The 18,825-nt window shown below is 40.9% G+C and carries 17 protein-coding genes; 11 read left to right on the top strand and 6 right to left on the bottom strand.

Annotation, left to right across the window (positions count from 1 at the left end; all coding sequences use genetic code 11):
* The first annotated feature begins 124 nt into the window (after window positions 1-124).
* The 4 genes from gnd to LG336_RS24445 all read left to right on the top strand — a co-directional run bounded on the left by gnd (window position 125) and on the right by LG336_RS24445 (window position 4,997).
* Complete coding sequence (gene gnd / locus LG336_RS24460; protein WP_404330079.1) at window positions 125-1,021, top strand: phosphogluconate dehydrogenase (NAD(+)-dependent, decarboxylating); 897 nt, start codon at window positions 125-127, stop codon at window positions 1,019-1,021.
* An 82-nt stretch (window positions 1,022-1,103) separates the two neighbouring features.
* Window positions 1,104-2,447, top strand: a complete 1,344-nt coding sequence (locus LG336_RS24455) for a gluconate:H+ symporter (RefSeq protein ID WP_404330078.1) — start codon at window positions 1,104-1,106, stop codon at window positions 2,445-2,447.
* A gap of 86 nt (window positions 2,448-2,533) precedes the next feature.
* Window positions 2,534-4,069: a gluconokinase gene (gene gntK / locus LG336_RS24450; RefSeq protein WP_404330077.1), complete on the top strand. Its 1,536-nt coding sequence runs from the start codon at window positions 2,534-2,536 to the stop codon at window positions 4,067-4,069.
* A 466-nt stretch (window positions 4,070-4,535) separates the two neighbouring features.
* The gene (locus LG336_RS24445) at window positions 4,536-4,997 is read left to right on the top strand and encodes a BsuPI-related putative proteinase inhibitor (RefSeq protein ID WP_404330076.1); all 462 of its coding nucleotides are present in this window, start codon (window positions 4,536-4,538) and stop codon (window positions 4,995-4,997) included.
* Window positions 4,998-5,782: 785 nt separating this feature from the next.
* Here LG336_RS24445 and LG336_RS24440 read toward each other — a convergent pair.
* Together LG336_RS24440 and LG336_RS24435 are read right to left on the bottom strand one after the other, a co-directional pair.
* A complete protein-coding gene (locus LG336_RS24440) occupies window positions 5,783-5,995 on the bottom strand; it encodes a hypothetical protein (protein ID WP_404330075.1) in 213 nt (70 codons plus the stop codon).
* 50 nt (window positions 5,996-6,045) lie between these two features.
* Entirely contained in the window at window positions 6,046-6,327 is a 282-nt protein-coding gene (locus LG336_RS24435; protein WP_404330074.1) for a hypothetical protein, read from the bottom strand.
* A 168-nt stretch (window positions 6,328-6,495) separates the two neighbouring features.
* Here LG336_RS24435 and LG336_RS24430 point away from each other — a divergent pair, with 168 nt between their 5' ends.
* Both LG336_RS24430 and LG336_RS24425 read left to right on the top strand, forming a co-directional pair.
* A complete protein-coding gene (locus tag LG336_RS24430; protein WP_404330073.1) occupies window positions 6,496-7,002 on the top strand; it encodes a hypothetical protein in 507 nt (168 codons plus the stop codon).
* Window positions 7,003-7,212: 210 nt separating this feature from the next.
* Window positions 7,213-7,701, top strand: a complete 489-nt coding sequence (locus tag LG336_RS24425; protein WP_404330072.1) for a hypothetical protein — start codon at window positions 7,213-7,215, stop codon at window positions 7,699-7,701.
* Here LG336_RS24425 and LG336_RS24420 read toward each other — a convergent pair.
* Window positions 7,693-8,097, bottom strand: coding sequence for a hypothetical protein (locus tag LG336_RS24420; protein WP_404330071.1), 405 nt, complete (start codon window positions 8,095-8,097; stop codon window positions 7,693-7,695). The genes LG336_RS24425 and LG336_RS24420 overlap by 9 nt on opposite strands.
* A 340-nt stretch (window positions 8,098-8,437) precedes the next feature.
* On the opposite strand from LG336_RS24420, the gene LG336_RS24415 reads away from it, so the two are divergent.
* Window positions 8,438-9,949 carry a flotillin family protein gene (locus LG336_RS24415; RefSeq protein ID WP_404330070.1) on the top strand — a complete coding sequence of 504 codons (1,512 nt, stop codon included), beginning with the start codon at window positions 8,438-8,440 and terminating at the stop codon, window positions 9,947-9,949.
* 57 nt (window positions 9,950-10,006) lie between these two features.
* Here LG336_RS24415 and LG336_RS24410 read toward each other — a convergent pair whose 3' ends face one another.
* Entirely contained in the window at window positions 10,007-10,144 is a 138-nt protein-coding gene (locus tag LG336_RS24410) for a hypothetical protein (protein ID WP_404330069.1), read from the bottom strand.
* Between the two features lie 206 nt (window positions 10,145-10,350).
* On the opposite strand from LG336_RS24410, the gene ftsZ reads away from it, so the two are divergent.
* The 3 genes from ftsZ (at window position 10,351) to LG336_RS24395 (ending at window position 13,660) form a co-directional block, all read left to right on the top strand.
* Complete coding sequence (gene ftsZ / locus LG336_RS24405) at window positions 10,351-11,517, top strand: cell division protein FtsZ (protein WP_404330068.1); 1,167 nt, start codon at window positions 10,351-10,353, stop codon at window positions 11,515-11,517.
* Window positions 11,518-12,067: 550 nt separating this feature from the next.
* Complete coding sequence (locus LG336_RS24400) at window positions 12,068-12,790, top strand: hypothetical protein (RefSeq protein WP_404330067.1); 723 nt, start codon at window positions 12,068-12,070, stop codon at window positions 12,788-12,790.
* A gap of 156 nt (window positions 12,791-12,946) precedes the next feature.
* Entirely contained in the window at window positions 12,947-13,660 is a 714-nt protein-coding gene (locus LG336_RS24395) for a hypothetical protein (protein ID WP_404330065.1), read from the top strand.
* A 701-nt stretch (window positions 13,661-14,361) separates the two neighbouring features.
* Here the strand turns inward: LG336_RS24395 and LG336_RS24390 are convergent.
* Window positions 14,362-15,228, bottom strand: coding sequence for a LysM peptidoglycan-binding domain-containing protein (locus tag LG336_RS24390; protein WP_404330064.1), 867 nt, complete (start codon window positions 15,226-15,228; stop codon window positions 14,362-14,364).
* 263 nt (window positions 15,229-15,491) lie between these two features.
* Entirely contained in the window at window positions 15,492-17,063 is a 1,572-nt protein-coding gene (locus LG336_RS24385) for a glycoside hydrolase family 43 protein (protein ID WP_404330063.1), read from the bottom strand.
* Between the two features lie 405 nt (window positions 17,064-17,468).
* Here LG336_RS24385 and LG336_RS24380 point away from each other — a divergent pair, with 405 nt between their 5' ends.
* Entirely contained in the window at window positions 17,469-18,758 is a 1,290-nt protein-coding gene (locus tag LG336_RS24380) for an ABC transporter substrate-binding protein (RefSeq protein ID WP_404330062.1), read from the top strand.
* Window positions 18,759-18,825 lie beyond the last annotated feature (67 nt).

Genomic DNA, 18,825 nt, shown 5'->3' with positions numbered 1-18,825 from the left:
AAAATAATTTTATATAAATATAGTATAAATGAAAATAATTTTTTTGAAAACGGTTGCGTAAAGAAAAATATTTTGTATAATAAGACTTGCTAAGAAAAAAAATTCTTCTCCAAGGAGGATATTCATGCATATTGGAATGATAGGTTTGGGAAAAATGGGCTTCAATTTAGCTCTTAATCTCAAAGAACATAACCATACAGTTACGGCTTTTGATAAGGACAATACCTCAGTCGAAAAAATTCAGGCTGAAGGCATTAACGGTGTTTCTTCGATTGAAGCACTTGTTCAGACTCTACCGAAACCACGAGTTATCTGGTTGATGGTCCCAGCTGGAGAGATTACTGAAGGTGTCATCAATGAAACTGCAGGGCTACTTGAAGCTGGCGATATTTTAATAGATGGGGGAAATTCCAACTATAAAGAATCGGTCCGCCGCGCAGAACAGTTAGCGGAAAAAGGAATTTATTTCTTTGACTGCGGGACAAGCGGTGGAATGGAAGGGGCACGCAATGGCGCCTGCACCATGATTGGTGGCGACGAGGAAGTATTTAAAGTGATTGAGCCCCTCTTTAAAGACATTACCGTTGATAATGGGTATTTGTATGCTGGTAAAAGTGGAAGTGGCCATTTCTTGAAAATGGTACATAACGGCGTCGAATACGGAATGATGCAAGCAATTGCAGAGGGATTTGATATCCTCGAGAAAAGCTCATTTGATTTTGATTACGAAAAAGTAGCGAGAGTATGGAACAATGGCTCTGTTATTCGCTCATGGTTAATGGAGCTAACGGAGAGTGCATTCTCTAAAGATGCAAAACTTGATGAGTTAAAAGGTGTTATGCATTCATCAGGAGAAGGGAAATGGACAGTTGAAACAGCTCTTGACCTTCAAGCGGCTGCACCTGTTATCACGATGTCCTTAATGATGCGCTACCGTTCACTTGAACAGGATACGTTCTCTGGAAAAGTAGTTGCCGCATTGAGAAATGAATTCGGCGGCCATGCTGTTGAAAAGAAATAGTTTATAGATCTTTTATAAGGACCTGTCTAGGTCCCTATAAAAGTAAAAAAATGAAAGCGTTTAGAAACAAGGGGGAAATAACATGTCAGCTTCGACATTAATTTTAGTAGCATTAGCGGGTATCTTCTTATTATTATTCTTGGTTATTCGTACAAAACTTCATGCTTTTGTAGCTTTGTTGCTAGTCAGTTTGCTTGTCGGAATTGCAGCGGGGATGCCGCTCAATGGCGTTATTACATCGATGCAAAACGGAATGGGAGGAACCCTCGGGTTCGTGGCGGTTGTTGTTGGTTTAGGGGCAATGTTTGGTCGCATGCTTGAGGTTTCCGGTGGAGCCGAGCGATTGGCGCAAACATTAGTGAAGAAATTTGGTCAGGAACGTGCGCAGTGGGCACTTGTGATTACAGGTTTTATTGTTGCGATTCCAGTATTCTTTGATGTTGGTTTTATTATACTTGTCCCGATTGTTTACGGTTTGGCTAAGAAAACAGGGAAGTCTTTGCTTTACTACGGAATTCCGTTATTGGCTGGTCTAGCGGTTACGCACAGCTTTATTCCGCCAACTCCAGGACCAATGGCTGTAGCAGAATTAATTGGAGCGGAGCTAGGTTGGGTTATTTTATTCGGTTTCGCGGCAGGTATTCCAGCTGCGATTGTCGCAGGACCAATCTTTGGTAAGTATATTGCGAAAAAGATTCATGTAACGACTCCAGACTATATGCTCGTTGAAGAAAAAGAGTATGATCGAGAATTGCCAAGCTTTGCGATGATTGCGAGCATCATTTTCGTTCCACTTGTCTTGATTCTTTTAAATACGGTTTCAGGTGCGGTTTTAGAAGAAGGAAATGGAATTCGTTCGTTTTTCACCTTTATGGGACATCCATTCGTAGCATTAACATTGGCTACTTTGCTTACGTTCTATTTCCTTGGAACAAGACGAGGATATACACGTCAGGAAGTCCAAGAAATTGCAACAAAAGCTTTAGAGCCTGCTGGGATTATTATTTTAGTAACAGGTGCCGGTGGTGTATTCAAGCAAGTATTGATTGATTCTGGTGTTGGGGAAGTTTTAGGAGAAATGATGGCCTCTTCTGCACTGCCACCAATCCTTTTAGCTTTCTTAATTTCAACAGTTGTTCGTGTTGCTCAAGGTTCGGCAACGGTTGCGATGGTGACAGCCGCTGGATTAATTACGCCATTAATTGAAACACTAGGAATGGAAGGTCCGGTATTGGGACTGATTGTTATCTCGATTGCTGCCGGTGCGACCATCTTCTCTCACGTGAATGATTCCGGATTCTGGTTAGTGAACCGTTACTTCGGTTTAGATGTGAAGGATACGTTAAAATCCTGGACAGTCATGGAGACGTTGATTGCCTTGGTCGGATTCGCGGTAGTCTTTGTAATCGGATTCTTTATTAGCTAACACTTATTTTAAAAAAAAAGTTACAGATAGACGGAGGGGGCGAGGTTATAGCCGCTTCCTCTCGTCATGTTTCAGGAGGTATTATCATGAGTCATTTAATTGGTGTCGATATTGGTACAACAAGTACCAAAGCAGTTCTGTTTACGAAAAAAGGGAAAGTGGTTGCCCACCATTCGGTTGGATATCCTTTACACACCCCGAACCCTTCGACGGCCGAACAAGATCCAGAGGAAATCTTTCAGGCGGTTTTGAACAGTATTGATGGTTGTATGAAAAAGAGTGGGTTGCAATCCACGGATATTGCATGTGTTTCTTTCAGCTCAGCGATGCACAGTGTGATTGCGGTGGATACAGAGGGAAATCCACTGACAAACAGCATCACCTGGGCGGATAACCGCAGTGCGAAATGGGCAGAGAAAATTAAGCATGAGTGGAATGGTCATGAGATTTATTTGCGTACAGGTACGCCGATTCATCCAATGTCCCCGCTTTCCAAATTGGTTTGGTTAAAAAATGAGCAAAGCGATTTGTTTGAGCAAACAGCAAAGTTTATTTCTATTAAGGAGTATGTTTTCTTTAAGTTATTTGGCGAGTATGTTATCGATCATTCGATTGCCTCAGCAACCGGGATGTTTAACATACATGACTTAGCATGGGACACTCCAGCATTGGAGCTTGCGGGAATAACAGAAGATAAACTTTCAAAGCCAGTACCGACTACTTTTATGCTAAAAGGTCTAAAAGAAGAGTTCCATCGTTTAACAGGACTTGATGAAAATACTCCATTTGTCGTGGGTGCTAGTGATGGCGTGCTTTCGAATCTTGGCGTGAATGCTATTGAGCCAGGTGTTGTCGCGGTCACGATTGGAACAAGTGGTGCGATTAGAACCGTTACGGATAAACCGGTCACTGATCCTAAAGGTCGGATTTTCTGCTATGCCTTAACTGAAAATCATTGGGTCGTCGGGGGACCGGTCAATAATGGCGGAATGATTTTCCGTTGGGTACGAGATGAGTTTGCTGCCTCTGAAGTCGAAACAGCGAAACGTCTAGGAATTGATCCTTATGATGTGTTAACGCGAATTGCTTCAGGAGTGAACCCTGGTGCGGACGGCCTGATTTTCCATCCTTATATGGCTGGGGAGCGCGCGCCGCTTTGGGATGCAAATGCTCGTGGATCGTTCTTTGGTCTAGGGATGCATCATAAAAAAGAGCATATGATTCGGTCCGTTTTAGAGGGTGTCGTTTATAATTTATATACGGTTTTATTGGCGCTAGAGGAATTAACTGGCGAACCGAAGCGTATTCAAGCAACAGGCGGCTTCGCGCGTTCGGAATTATGGCGACAGCTAATGGCGGATATTTTTAATCAAGAAGTAATTGTTCCTGAAAGCTATGAAAGCTCTTGTCTCGGTGCTGTTATTCTCGGATTATATGCATTGGGAGAAATTGACGATTTAACGGTTGTTTCTGAGATGGTCGGAGCAACACATAAGCATGAACCAAATGAAGACCATGCGAAAATTTATGAAGAGTTGTTACCGATTTATATTAGGCTTTCAAGATTATTCCAAACTGAGTATGAAAGCATTGCGGAGTATCAACGCAAGCACTTGGGATAAAAACTTAGAGGATTCATTTTATTTTAGGATGAACGGGTTCTCTTTAACACATATCACGATAAGGGGAGATTTTCCCGTTATACAAAGTAAAAAGCCCTCATTCCCCCGTTTTTCGGGTTAGTAAAGGGAATCTCTCCCCTTATTTAGGCTATTTTTCATGCTATTTGCTAATTAAGCGTAATTTTTCCCGCTATTATTGTTAAGTGTCAAAGAAGGAAAACTGAAATAACGATAAGAGCAGGGCAAATTCCATTATGGTTGCCCTGCTTTTTGGCCTTTCGCACCTCAAAGAGAACCCGTTATATTTTAGGATGGGTCCTCTTTTTTATTTGGGCAGCAATCCGCAGGGCATGGGAAGGATTTTGAGTAATCTCCATGTTTTGGATGAAACGTTTACGAGCCAATCACGACATATATAATGAAAGATATAAATAAAAAATAATATTACCAGAAATGGGGTTAAATAATGAGAAAACTTTGGTTGGTTTTGCTCCTAGGTATTTTGGTTGCGGGCTGTGGGACTAAGGGTGAGTCACTAAGCAATGAACCAGACACTAAGGTAGAAGCAGAAGGAAGTGGGATTGTGGCAGGAGAAATGGAAGCTAGTTTAACAGAGAAAAGTCCGTTTGTGTTTCAGTATGAAGTGAAAAATCAAACCGAGGAGGAAATGAAGCTTGAGTTCTCAAGCTCCCAGAGATTTGATTATTCTGTCCAAACTAAGGATGGCAAGGAGATTTTCCTATTTTCCAGTGTTGCGTCATTCCTACAGGTTATTGGGGAGGAGAACGTTAAGCAAGGAGAATCATTAACCTACGAAATAGACCTTCATGACCTAGAATTGCAAAAGGGCGACTATGTGCTGTCTGCCTGGTTGACACCAATGGATGGGCAAAAGTATAAGGCAACAAAGGAGTTTACGGTGGAATAGAAATTAAGGGATGTATTCTAGTGATTTCTTTCGAAAGCAAACATTGGTAAAAATCAAAGTTACCTGACTGAAGACGCGGCAGGAAAAACAATCGATCGCTATGAAACTTTCATGAAGCCCAAAATGATGGGAAGCAAGGAAGAACGGTCACCATGAAGCCTTCATGAAGCCCAAAATGATGGGAAGCAAGGAAGAACGGTCACCATGAAGCCTTCATGAAGCCCAAAATGATGGAAAGTAAGGAAAAACGGTCACCATGAAGCCTTCATGAAGCCCAAAATGATGGGAAGCAAGGAAGAACGGTCACCATGAAGCCTTCATGAAGCCCAAAATGATGGGAAGCAAGGAAGAACGGTCACCATGAAGAGTTCATGAAGCCCAAAATGATGGAAAGCAAGGAAGAACGGTCACCATGAAACTTTCATGAAGCCCAAAATGATGGGAAGCAAGGAAGAACGGTCACCATGAAGAGTTCATGAAGCCCAAAATGATGGAAAGCAAGGAAGAACGGTCACCATGAAACTTTCATGAAGCCCAAAATGATGGAAAGCAAGGAAGAATGGTCACCATGAAGCCTTCATGAAGCCCAAAATGATGAGTAACAAGTCAGAACGGTCACCATGAAGAGTTCATGAAGCCCAAAATGATGGGAATCAAGGAAAACCAGTCGCCATGAAGCCCAAAATGTTCATAGGCAAGAGACTAGGCTCGAACAAACAAAGGGACGATTCTCCGCTTCCTTTTTAGGCAAGCAAAAGAACCGTCCCGCTAGTTTATTTTGCTAACTAATCGAAGGTCTTAGAATACAAGTTACCTAGATAGACCAAGTCTTGGAGGAACAGCTCGATGACGGCAGGATTCCAAGGATAAACGCGGTCGCTTTCTTCTGTATTTACTATAGGAATCTTGACCTGTTTAATGGCCTCTTTTACAAAGCTATCTAATACTTTCGTTTCGAATTGAAGGTCTTTTGTTCTAATTTGGCTCATTTTCTTCATTATCACATTTCCCATAAATTCATTTGGAAAAAGCTCTTTATATAAGAAACCTAGTTGATAGGTAACTGGATAAGAAACACTTTATATTCTTTATGAATGTACTTGGATTCTCTTCCCGCAGCGCGTATGGCTGTGTAGTCGAAGAGAATATTTAAATCAAGCGCTTTCAATTTTGAAATGTTTTCAGGAGTTAAAAATGGAACAACGATGTCTCTTTTTTCAACAAAGGTTTTCAGTGCATGTTCAAGGTCAGCGGTCATTCCTTTGTCTGCTCCGCTAAGCAGATTTGAATCAACCATAGCGTATTCGGGTAAGTTTTGGACAGTTGTCATGATGGATTCCTCCAATGGTGTTAATGGCTTAAAAGCTTCATTTTATCATCGCTAGTCCGGTTTTACTAGGTTATTTCCATTGTTGGCAAACGCTTCCTAGCTGGGATAAAAAACTAGGTTAGATTTTAAAAGAGTACTACTAATCTATATAGAAAGGAGGGATATGGAATGAAAATACTTCACTCATTCCTTCCACTGTTTATATTCTCGTCCTTATTCCTTTTCGGTTGCAATTATGACAAAGATGAAACTGAGTCAAAATTGATCGCTAGTGAAAAAAGTTTACCAGCTAATTTTCATGAAATTGCATTCGAGAGGGAAACAGCTCCCTTCTTTCAGTATTTGGTGAAGAAGGCCAGCAGTCAGTCCGCATTTGAAGAAACCTGGAGCCTTTTTGAATTTACAAGTCGATTGCCGAAAGTAAACTTGAATGAGAAGGAAGTTTTGTTCATAGGAGTTCAAGAATCTGGTAGTTGTCCCTACGAGGTACAATCTAGTGACATAAGCGCCGATAAAAAGACTTTAACAGTACGTTTGTCGGAACCAAAAGGTGCATGCACTGATGATGCAACACCAAGAACATTTGTCTTTGAACTTGATAAAGCAGGATCCCAAGAAGTGGACAACGTCGTCATCGTTCAAAGTGGAGTGGAAACTAGCCTCCCTTTAGAATAGTAAAAGAACATAGGGCAGTTCTAGTATCTTGGAGCTTCCCTATGTTTTTTTATGTGTTTAAATAGTAAAAAGTGTGTGGAGGGCAATCGTTTCAAAAATGTTTTACTAAAATGGGGAAATCTTTATAATAAATAGAAAGAATAAGTTTCGGAAAGAGAAATGGAACTGAGCAACTTACCTATAAAAGAGACAGCGAAGGGGGGAAGGAACTTGGTTAGCGTTAGATCAGTAAAAGTCGACGGCGAGAGCATTTATATTTTTAATAGCGCGATTTATATCTTTGAATCTAGTATGTGTTACACTTTGCAGCTGGATGTCATCGTGAGCGAAGTGGTGGTCAACCGGTATAAAACTGAGGAGCAACTTATCATTGAGGTGGAATTGGAAGATGGTAGAATTATAAGCTCCATCATGCATCTAAAAACAGTGCCAGGTGGGCTTCCCCAACTCAATTTATTCTGTGATATCGAAGACCCAGACGAGTATTCGGGTCTCGATATTGTCAGCGAAAGCGACTCCGAATTTCCCGATATTGAAACAGGTATTACATTAGAAGACATTAGAAAAGTAGAAATGCCAAATGAAAAAGTCACATTGAAATTAAATCTCCCTATTAATCAAGTAGAATGGCTAAAAAACCAGAAAGCCCGGGATTTAAATGCCATTATTAAGGAGCTGCTTGAAAGCCATCTAAGGTGAGTGGGACAGAGGGACAGGCACCATGTCCCGTTTGGTTGCAGTGAGACAATGTACCTGTCCCTCTGTCCCTCTTCTGAAAACTCCAAACCTACTGGACACCTCGTTGTAGGTACCGACTTCTTTTGCGTGTTCCCCGGTTTCTTGATAACAGCGATTATGCCATAGATAGAAGACTGAATCGAGGACGACTACGTCCAGAGATTCTACTTTTCCCCCACATCCGCGACATGAAGTATCTTCAATAAAATTCATTGTTTGTTTAAACGCTACTTCTTCATTAGTTTTCTTTTTTACCACAATTCTTTCAACAACATCCAAGTCTATGCCTGCTTTTTTGATGTCTGCCAATTTTTCGGCATATGGAAGGTAGAGAAAACTACTAGTTGATGAGCCCATTTTTATATCACCCCTTAGAAATTCTCTGTCTAATTCCAAATAAGAATCAAATTAAATTTTCTCCTATAATATTTATTCGCCATTCGTGGTGGGTTTCCTTCACAACACGTAATTTGGGACAAGGTGCCAGCCCCAATTGATTAACAAATTTACACTAATTAGAATTTTATGGAACTTTATGTTACTGTAATCGTATTAACTATTATAACTAGTTATATAGTAACGAAAGTAAGAAAATATTTAGTGGGGCAGAGGGACGGGAAACCATGTCGCTTCTCGGCCACTAGTGGGACGATGAACCTGTCCCTCTGTCCCAAAATACTTAGGGGGAATAGAGAGAATGGCAGGATTTCTTAGTGTTATTTTTATTTTAATTCCGATTTTAATTGTTGCTGCGCTTGCGGGTATCGGGTATTTCTTTTGGGTGCGTATTCGTTATCGGACTGCGAAGTCAAATGAAGCGTTGATTATCACTGGTCCTAAGTTAGGTGATCCTGAAAAAGAGACTAATATCTTTACAGATTCAGAGGGACGTTCAATGAAAATCATCCGAGGTGGCGGATATCTTCTAAGACGATTTCAAACCTCAACGCCTGTTAATCTTACCTCGTTTCAATTGAAGTTATCGACGCCAAGAGTTTATACAAACGGTGGAGTGCCGATTGTCGCGGATGCGGTGGCAATGGTCAAGGTTGCCGATACATTAAATGGAATTGCTAACTACGCTGAACAGTTTTTAGGGAAAAAACAAAATGAGATTGAAGATGAAATCATTGAAGTCCTCGGAAGTAACCTTCGTGCAATTCTTTCAAAGATGACGGTTGAGGATATAAATAGTGATCGTGAGAAATTTAATCATGATGTCTCGGAAATTGCGCAAAAGCAATTAGATTTAATGGGCTTTAAAATTACGTCCTTAGGTCTTACGGATATTCGTGATGCTGATGAAGAAAATGGTTACTTAGAGAACCTTGGTCGTCCAAGGATTGCTGAAGTTCGCAAGCAAGCGGAAATCGCTGAAGCCAATAGTGAGCGTGAAACTCGTATTCACCGAGCTAAAAATGAGCAAGAAGCAAAAGAGGAAGAATATAAGCGTCAAATTTCTGTCGCCGAATCTAAAAAAGAAAAGGATCTACAGGATGCTGCTTTTATGGAAGAAACAGAACGTGCTCGCGCGAAATCAGAGCAGTCTTATGAGCTAGAAAGAGCAAAGCTTGCAAAGGAAGTAAAAGAAGAGGAATTACGTCTTAAATTCTTAGAACGCGAACGTGCGGTTAAGTTAGAGGAAGAGGAAAGCAAGGTTCGTAAAACCAAAGCGGACGCCGAATATTATGAAACGACACGTAAAGCGGAGGCAGAAGCTCGGAAAGCGCAAATCGATGGGGAAGCAAAAGCGAAAATTCGCAGAGAGGAAGGTTCTGCGGAAGCCGATGTTATTCGTGAGCGCGGTAAAGCCGAAGCAGAAGCTCGTAAACTATTAGCAGAAGCGATGGAAAAACATGGCGATGTCATCATCACCGAGAAGCTAATCGAAATGCTGCCTGTCTTTGCTGAAAAGATTGCCCAGCCGCTTAATAATATCGACTCTGTCAAAATCATTGATTCTGGCAATGGCCAAGGGATCCCTTCTTACGGAAGAAGTATTACCAAAACGATGGTCGATATGCAAGAACCATTGAAAGAAATGACGGGGATTGATATTGGAGAACTGCTAAAGTCTTATGCTACCAAAACCAGAGGCGACAACATCCATGTCAATTTTCCAGAAGTGAAGCATGTGGACAGTCCGTCTGCTCCAGACGCACCGGAAGAAAGCCAAAAGGATGGTTCCTCTGATTCAGAAAATAAATAGTGCTCAGAAAGCAAGGGGATGCTCCTTTGCTTTTTTTATGCCCAGATGCCCATTTACTTAGGTAATATGTCCATTAAAAGAAGAAAGCCTAGCATCTTTTTCAGCAGTTAGCATAAACCCAATGATAAAACCAAGCCCTAAAAACATGTATAATGGTGATAGGATCCATTTAAATCTTAAGTACTTTTTAAACAAATTACTTCATCCCTTTTATGAAAAATCAGAGGAAAGGGAAAACTCCCTTCTGATTAGAGAGCATTTTATTACAACAATATTACAAAAATTAAAAATCAATTGGAATAAGAGAAAATCTCCTTTTTATGGCGAATTGGTTTATATAATAGACACGTAGATAAAATGAGAGAGTTTCAGGGATAGAAATGAATGGGGGAGGAACTAATATGCTAGAATTCGAAACGAACATAGATCAGTTTGCAAAGATAAAGGTAATTGGAGTTGGTGGCGGTGGGAACAATGCCGTTAACCGAATGATTGATGATGGGGTTCAGGGGGTCGAATTTATTGCGGTCAACACAGACGCCCAAGCGCTAAATCTATCAAAGGCAGATGTGACGATGCAGATTGGTGAAACCTTAACAAGAGGACTAGGAGCAGGTGCAAATCCTGAGATTGGTCGGAAGGCTGTCGAGGAAAGCAGGTCACAGCTCCAAGAATTATTACAAGGCGCAGACATGGTGTTCGTGACCGCTGGAATGGGCGGTGGTACGGGAACGGGGGCTGCACCTGCGATCGCTCATATCGCTCGTGAACTTGGTGCTCTGACCATTGGGGTGGTCACGCGGCCATTCGCATTCGAAGGACGGAAGCGTGCGGTCAACGCTGCTTCGGGAATTGAGGAGATGAAAAAGGCTGTTAACACGCTAATCATTATCCCTAACGAGCGTTTATTGCAAATCGTGGACAAGAGAACACCAATGCTCGAAGCTTTCCGTGAGGCTGATAGTGTGCTTCGCCAGGGGGTTCAGGGTATTTCCGATTTAATTGCCGTACCAGGGTTGATTAACCTTGATTTTGCTGACGTGAAAACCATTATGTCTAATAAAGGAACGGCGTTAATGGGCATAGGAGTTGCTTCAGGTGAAGGTCGCGCTGTTGCAGCGGCAAAGATGGCGATTTCCAGTCCGTTACTTGAAACATCTATCGATGGAGCTCAAGGGGTATTAATGAATATCACGGGTGGCACGAACCTAAGTCTATTTGAGGTACAGGAGGCAGCAGATATTGTTGCATCCGCGACGGACGATCAGTTAAATATGATCTTTGGATCTGTCATCAATGAAAAATTAACCAAAGAAATTATGGTTACGGTGATAGCGACTGGATTCAATAATGGAGAAGAACCATCGTTAAAAACAGTACAGAGCCCATTAAATGAAGGGGTAGCGCAAAATCGGAGTCAGCAAGTACAGGTAAATCAAAACCAAAACCAATACCAACGTGAAACCAGTGGCTACCCTGAAACAGGAGAATATGTCCAACAACAAGGTTTGCAAGAGGATTCTCTTGATATTCCAGCTTTCTTACGAAAGAGAAGTAGAAGGCGATGAAGTTGTAATTGAAAGGTAAAGAAAAGTTCCCTAAGCAGGTAACGGGTTCTGTTTTGAAGTACAAAATATGAATTAACATTGCTTTTCGTATAGTAATTCGCACCAATATTTATAAGCAATTTGGCAAGTAAATCAGAAAAGAAAAATGCTTGGAGTCATATATATGCTCCAAGCATTTTTTATTCCAAGATCAGCACCGGTTAGTGATTTCCAATTCGACAAGAATTGCCAGCAAATAAGCTACTAAAATAAGGGGAGAAATTCCCCTTATCGAGGAAATAATACGAAAAATAGAGTAAAAAGAGGGAAAAATCCCCCCTATTTACTCAAAAAACATGAAAATGGACCATTTTATTTTGCCTTAAAGGGAAAAACTCCCCTTATTTAAACAATTCATTAAAGTTCATTTAAGACCAAGAAAAGTACCAATGTTTGAGAATAGAGCCATTGAGAATTACTAAATTCCTCCAAATTTCATATCGACAAATGGGAGAAAAGTACGCTAAAGTGATGGTTGGTGTAGTTTGTCTCGATGAAAGTAGGGGTTAATATGGTTAGGAATATACTTAAAAATATCAGCTGGACCTTCATTGTTATACTAATGATTAGTTTACTAGGTTGTACTATTAGCGATAAAAATCAAGCGGTGGAAGTTGAGCAATTACTAGAAGAAAAGTATGGTCAAGAATTTACAGTCAGAAGCATTGGTGGTCGCTATGGAACGGCTAGTAATGATACGGTGACAACCTATGTACATCCTGCCGAAAATGAAGGCATATCGTTTAAAGCAGTGATGACTAAGGATGGTGAGCTTATGGCTGATAGTTATATTCCTCGTATCATTAGCGATTCATTGAACCAGGTCTTAAGGCAGGAATTACAGAGTGAGGGGATAGAGAGTAAAACGATGGCTGTCATAATGAAAGCCGATAGTTCTGCAGAGAAAAATCCAGATATTACGTTAGAGAAGTATGTGAAAACCTACAAACCAGGATATTTTTCTGCTGATATGATTGTGAAGGAAACGCCGAACTTCACAGCAGAGCAGTTTGAACAAGCATTACAATCCGTGTATCAAGCAGGTTTACATACAAACTTCCAAGTGCATATTCATGTGATTGCAGTAGAGGAGTATGAAACGGTGTCGGCAGAATTTCAACAGCTTGCCGAGGTTTCGGACTCGTGGTTTACCAATTATAACGTGGTAGATGAAATGAAGGTATATATCGATGATAAGGGCTATCATATTTTACAAGCAGGCGCTAACGAATAGTACGAAGGTTCATTAGGCTTACTGAAGCGGCTTTCAAGCTGAACTCGTACAAGGCTTTCGTGTTCATCACCTCAGATCGAAAAATTATCGAAAATACAGTTAACTTGGTTGTTGGCTGTAATTTTCTGTTCAAGGAAAACAGGGGGTTATATGGTGATGAGATTATTTAAAAGTATTATAACCTTCATATTAATATCAACTTTTAGCATACTGGGTTGTAGTGCTATTGATAAGAAGCAAACAGCAGATGTTGAAAAAGAATTGCAGAAAAAATACAATCAGGAATTTAAGGTTACCCATATTGGCGGTCGATACGGAACGGCCACTAATGATACCGTTACGACATTTATTCATCCTGCAAATCAAGAGGAGTTGGTATTTAAAGCGATCACGGCTAAGGATGGCAGCTTAGTCTCGGATAGTTATATTCCTACACTCATTAGCCAATCCTTCAATCAAATTTTAAAAAAGGAATTACAAACAGTAGGGATTGAGAGTGAAACATCCACATTCGTGATGAAGGCAGATAGCTCTACAGAGACCAACCCAGACATTTCGTTAGAAGAATATGTTACAACCTACAAACCTGGTTATTTCTCAGCCCATATGATTGTGAAAGAAAATGCGAATGTAACAGGTGAGCAATTTGAGGAGGCTCTAAAAGCTGTTTATCAGGCAGGGTTAAAGACAACTTTCCAAGTCGGGATTCGCGTGATTTCAGAAGAAGAGTATGAGGAAGCTCTTACCGAATATAAGCAACTGCCTGAAGTATCTAGTTCTTGGTTCCGCAATTACACTGTTATCGAAGAAATTGAGGCAGTTGTTGATGGGAATGGATACCACTTTGCAACAGTAGGCTCTAACTCCTAATAATAGGAAAGGCATTTTCTTCGGGATATATGATATCAGTCTATACTTGAATTGACGGCGGAAGAACTTTTAAAGGCTTTTAGAAAATAAAAAAGGAACCCTTATTACGATAATAACGGGTTCCTCTTTTAATAAACGTTTTAATCAGGAGATTTTTGGTCATGACCAGCGATCAAGGACAGTTTTAGCCTTGTGAAGGGAACTTTTGTCCGTGACAAGCGCTCTAAAGGACAAAAACCACTTCAGAAACCGCAAAAGTGTCCATGACAGGGGCTCTCAAGGACAAAAACCAGTTCAGAAACCGCAAAAGTGTCCATGACAGGGGCTCTCAAGGACAAAAACCAGTTCAGAAACCGCAAAAGTGTCCATGACAGGGGCTCTCAAGGACAAAAACCAGTTCAGAAACCGCAAAAGTGTCCATGACAGGGGCTCTCAAGGACAAAAACCAGTTCAGAAACGGCAAAAGTGTCCATGACAGGGACTCTCAAGGACAAAAACCGGTTCAGAAACCGCAAAAGTGTCCATGACAGGGGCTCTCAAGGACAAAAACCAGTTCAGAAACGGCAGAAGTGTCCATGACAAGCGCGTCATGAAAGTTTGAGCATACGTAGGAACGCCTATCAGCTGATAAGCGTTCCTTTTTTATCTTAGTTGGAACGACTCCAGTCTATAAGTCGCTGAACGAGCCGCTTGCGCTTCCATTACTCAATAATTTCCACTTTCACTTGCTGTCTACCATACTGCACTGCGTCATCATAATCTGGAATGAATACATCAATTTTGTTGCCCTTGATCGCTCCGCCTGTATCTCCTGCGGTTGCGTAGCCGTATCCTTCTACATGAACCTTTGAACCAAGCGGAATCACGGATGGGTCAACGGAGATGACTTTTGCATCTGGGTTTTCTTTTAGGTTGATCCCTGTGCTGGTAATACCTGAACAGCCTTCGCAACTAGCTGTGTATGCCGTTGCTTCTACTGTAATCACCTTGCTTGCTTCTTCTTTTACTTCAGGGGCTTTGCTAGCTTCGGCCACCTGCTTTGGTTCTTCAACGGTTTTAGCCTCTGTTTTGACTGAGACAGCTTGTGAACCCTCTTCTTTTGGTGGTGTAGTGGTTGCGGGCTCAGTTTTGGTGTTCTGGATGGCTTGTCCCTTATTTGTTACGGTTCCTTGAACCTTTGTTTTTTTCGTTTGACCCTTTGTCACATGTCCTTTATTTGTATAAACTTTGACATTCAAACCAGGATGAATAAGATCTGATGTTAGGTTGTTCCAATTCTTTAGATTCTCGACGGAAACTTTATTTGCTTGCGCAATCTCCCAAAGTGTGTCGCCCTTTTTTACCGTTACTGTAATATAAGGGGAAACAGTTAGCACATCCTCGGGATGAATTAAATCACTAGAAAGATTGTTCCATTTTTTTATAGATTCCACTGATACACCATAATCCTGTGAAAACCCCCAAAGTGTGTCACCCTTCTGAACAGTGACTTCTTCTGCTTGTACAGTCGTTGCGGCTGACGTAATGATTGCCGCTGTTGCCACTAATGATACGAATTTTTTTTTCATTCTCATTTGCCTCCCATGGCTCTTTTATCTTGTGGACTAGCTTAACATAGTAGTCTTACAGAAAAAGAACAGGGAGATATTAATTCATTTACGAATATAACAGGATGTTAATATTATTGCAGAATATGATTCTAACTACCTAGTTGGTTGAAACAAGGGGACGTTTTTCCTGCTTCTACACGTATGGAGGGGGAAAAGAACCGCCCCTTATTCAAAAAAAAAGTGCCAGACACTGTGTCTGGCACAAACTACATCGAGCTTTATTAAAGCTCTTTGTAATCAAAGTACTTAAAATAACTTGGCTTTGCTTGTCCGCTTAAATCTTGGGCACATAAGCCAACAAATGTACCTGTGAAACGAATATAATCAGCATCGTCATCGGAAAGGTGACTAAAGTCAATTCTATCACCAATCTCAAACCATGTATCGCCATCAAGAGAATAGGCGAATTGTAGCCATTGATTTTCAATGGTTGCTTTCAATTTGCAACTAGAACCTTCTGGGAGTGAAACATCGCATGCTAATAATTCATCGTATTTTCCATGCTTTGTTTCAATGATTCCTAGGCAGGTTCCTAGCTCCTCATGATGAGTGACGCGTAAATATACATGATCATCGGTATCGTAGTAAACTATCAACCCCGCCATTTGTTGGAAGGTGTCCGGAGTGAACTCTATTTCAGTTTCAACCTCCGTACGGAAGCTTTCCAGCCTTCTGGCTACTAGACTTTGACGGTGTAGGGAGCTCATCGATTCTCCCCCCTTGAGGGTGAGATAGCCTGGTCGCTCAGTGAGCGAAATCCAATCCTCCGTAAACGGTCTTCTTAGTGAGTTCCAATATTTTTTATAGCTCGTTTCCTTAAAATCATCAAAATTACTTTCGTGTTCAAAAGGATAAGCTGGCAATTCTGGCGCATCGACTTCTAACTGTGGATGATTTCCACCCTCAACACGGAGCCACCCGTCTTCGGTCCAGTAAACTTTTTGGATCGCAGTTTCCCGTCCGAGGATACATTTTTTATCAACCACGGGACGTCCGCATAAGTGCGCCATATACCATTCCCCGCTTTGTGTTTCTACCAAACTTCCATGACCGGCCTTTTGTAGTTGGCTTAGATCGGTTTGGTCGGAAGTAAGGATAGGATTGGTTGGGTCGATCTCATATGGTCCAAAAAGCGATTGAGAACGAGCCATTGTTGCGGCATGTGTGTACCAAGTACCACCCTCAGCCGTCAGCAAATAATAATAGCCATTCCATTTATAGAGATGCGGTGCTTCAGTTAGCCCAAGCTCAGAGCCCTTAAAAATATTGCGAATCGGACCAACAAGTTTCTTTTCCTCCACGGAATATTCCTGGAGTGCAATCCCCGCAAACGAGTTGGTTCCTTTACGGAAATCCCAAATCATATTCACTAACCATTTCTTCCCATCATCATCATGGAAAAGGGAAGGGTCAAACCCGCTGCTATTTAAATAAATCGGTTCCGACCAAGGACCTTCAATGTTTTTGGCTGTGACCAAGTAGTTATGCGTATCCTTAAACGCACCCATTCTACTTTTTACATCTGTATAGATTAGATAAAAAAGACCGTCTGAATGGCTCAAGCAAGGCGCCCAAATACCGCCAGAGTTCGGGTTTCCAATCATATCGAGTTGCGATGAACGCGTTAATGGATAGGTAAAAAGTTGCCAATTCACCATATCCCTCGAATGGTAGATTTGTACGCCTGGAAACCATTCAAACGTCGAGACAGCAATATAATAATCATCCTCAACCCTAAGAATAGATGGATCAGGGTGGTATCCTGGCAAGACTGGATTCATTATTTTTGTCATTTAAGAACATCCTTTCAGTAAGCAGGTGGACGATCTTTTTAAAAATTGTCCCCACAGCTTGCTCCTAGATTACTTGGCTAGATTATAGTATACTACAAAAATGAAAGCAGTTACATTTTTAGGTGGAGGAAAAGTGTAAGGACCGACCCTTGGAATATAAAAATAAAACTTTTTTACTTGCTCTCCTGATTTGTCTATGATACTATCAACTTAGTTAATCAGTGCAAACGTTTTCCTTCATTACAGAAAACGATGCTAGATTACATAATCATCTTCAAGTGAATTTTTTTATGGATAAGTTTGGAAGCGCTTATATTGAGTAAAAAGGACACTTTTTTATTTTAATCTTTTGTGCAAACGAATTCACAAGAAATCATTAATGATGGATAGGGAGAGTGTATTTAGATGAAGTTTTATGTAAAAGCAGCTTCAGCTTTAGCGTTATCAGGTTTGTTACTAGCAGGTTGTGGATCAGCAGATGAAGGCAGTCAAGAAACAGCATCCAAAGATAAAGTAACTATCGATATTTTCCAAAATAAAGTAGAGTTTAAGACCCAATTTGAAGAATTGGTTGCTCAATATGAAGAAGAACATCCAGAAGTTAAAATTAATGTGAAAACAGTTGGTGGCGGTACGGATTATGCACCAGTCCTTAAGTCTTCATTTTCATCAGGGGAAAACATTGATATCTTCAACCTTGTTGGACCACAAGACGTTCTTGACTATAAAGATTATTTAACAGACCTTTCGGATACTGCAGCTGCTGAGGCGGCATTAGACGGTACATTAGCTACCGTACAACAAGGCGAAGAAATTCTTGGATTACCAGTTAACCAAGAAGGCTACGGTTTGGTTTACAACAAAGCGGTTTTTGAAAAAGCAGGTATTGATCCAAGCACAATCCTTTCTTACGAGGATTTAGAAAATGCGGTTAAAACTCTAGATAGCAAGAAGGATGAGCTAGAACTAGAAGCAGTATTTGCTCTTCCAGGGAAAGAAGCTTGGGTTCTTGGTGACCACTTAGCGAATGCGTATTTAGCAGATGAATTCAACCACTCTGTTACTGAATCATTTAATGCGGATACAGTAAAGTTTGAAAAAGGGAAGGAAATGCAAAGATTCCTAGATTTACAGAATGATTACTCTATTCAACCAGTTCTAAGCCTTGATTACTCCCAACAAGTTGAAGAGTACTTCTCATTAGGAAGAGTCGCGATGATTCAACAAGGGAACTGGGTTTATGCTTCTGTTGAGCAAATGGATCCTGAATTAGCTGAAAACATTGGAATTCTACCGATTCCTGTAGAAGGCTATGAAGGTAGCATTCCTGTTGGTGTATCAAGTTACTGGGCTGTCAATTCGAAATCAGATGATGCAGAAGTACAAGCTGCTAAAGACTTCTTAGACTGGATGTACACATCTGAAACTGGTAAAGAAGCCGTTTTAACTGAATTCAAATTTATTCCTGCTTATGATGGCTATGATACAGATAAAATTTCTGACCCACTTTCACAAGATGTTTATCGTTATGCTTCAGAAGGAAAGACCATTGGTTGGATCTTCGCTGGTTACCCTAGCAACCCATGGGGAACAGGCGTAGCTGGTCCGAATATGCAACAATACATTGACGGTAAAATGACTTGGGATGAAGTTGAGGCAGACTCCATCAAGCAATGGGAAGAAAAGCGTAAATAATTGACAAAACTAATAAGCTAACAAAGCAGCTACTAAGCTGATTTGTTAGCTTTATTTTTCAAAGATA

It is taken from the genome of Mesobacillus maritimus (assembly GCF_044803185.1).
Classification (GTDB): Bacteria; Bacillota; Bacilli; order Bacillales; family Cytobacillaceae; genus Mesobacillus_B; species Mesobacillus_B maritimus_B.
Note: the sequence above shows the minus strand (reverse complement) of the source record. Positions and strands in the feature narration are given on the sequence as shown.

Excerpts from the sequence above, each read along its gene's own strand:
- ftsZ (WP_404330068.1), top strand. The coding sequence starts at position 10,351 with ATGCTAGAATTCGAAACGAACATAGATCAGTTTGCAAAGATAAAGGTA.
- LG336_RS24455 (WP_404330078.1), top strand. The coding sequence starts at position 1,104 with ATGTCAGCTTCGACATTAATTTTAGTAGCATTAGCGGGTATCTTCTTA.
- LG336_RS24380 (WP_404330062.1), top strand. The coding sequence starts at position 17,469 with ATGAAGTTTTATGTAAAAGCAGCTTCAGCTTTAGCGTTATCAGGTTTG.
- LG336_RS24430 (WP_404330073.1), top strand. The coding sequence starts at position 6,496 with ATGAAAATACTTCACTCATTCCTTCCACTGTTTATATTCTCGTCCTTA.
- LG336_RS24435 (WP_404330074.1), bottom strand. The coding sequence starts at position 6,327 with ATGACAACTGTCCAAAACTTACCCGAATACGCTATGGTTGATTCAAAT.
- LG336_RS24395 (WP_404330065.1), top strand. The coding sequence starts at position 12,947 with ATGAGATTATTTAAAAGTATTATAACCTTCATATTAATATCAACTTTT.
- gntK (WP_404330077.1), top strand. The coding sequence starts at position 2,534 with ATGAGTCATTTAATTGGTGTCGATATTGGTACAACAAGTACCAAAGCA.
- LG336_RS24400 (WP_404330067.1), top strand. The coding sequence starts at position 12,068 with ATGGTTAGGAATATACTTAAAAATATCAGCTGGACCTTCATTGTTATA.
- LG336_RS24415 (WP_404330070.1), top strand. The coding sequence starts at position 8,438 with ATGGCAGGATTTCTTAGTGTTATTTTTATTTTAATTCCGATTTTAATT.
- LG336_RS24445 (WP_404330076.1), top strand. The coding sequence starts at position 4,536 with ATGAGAAAACTTTGGTTGGTTTTGCTCCTAGGTATTTTGGTTGCGGGC.
- LG336_RS24385 (WP_404330063.1), bottom strand. The coding sequence starts at position 17,063 with ATGACAAAAATAATGAATCCAGTCTTGCCAGGATACCACCCTGATCCA.
- LG336_RS24390 (WP_404330064.1), bottom strand. The coding sequence starts at position 15,228 with ATGAAAAAAAAATTCGTATCATTAGTGGCAACAGCGGCAATCATTACG.
- LG336_RS24440 (WP_404330075.1), bottom strand. The coding sequence starts at position 5,995 with ATGAAGAAAATGAGCCAAATTAGAACAAAAGACCTTCAATTCGAAACG.
- LG336_RS24420 (WP_404330071.1), bottom strand. The coding sequence starts at position 8,097 with ATGGGCTCATCAACTAGTAGTTTTCTCTACCTTCCATATGCCGAAAAA.
- gnd (WP_404330079.1), top strand. The coding sequence starts at position 125 with ATGCATATTGGAATGATAGGTTTGGGAAAAATGGGCTTCAATTTAGCT.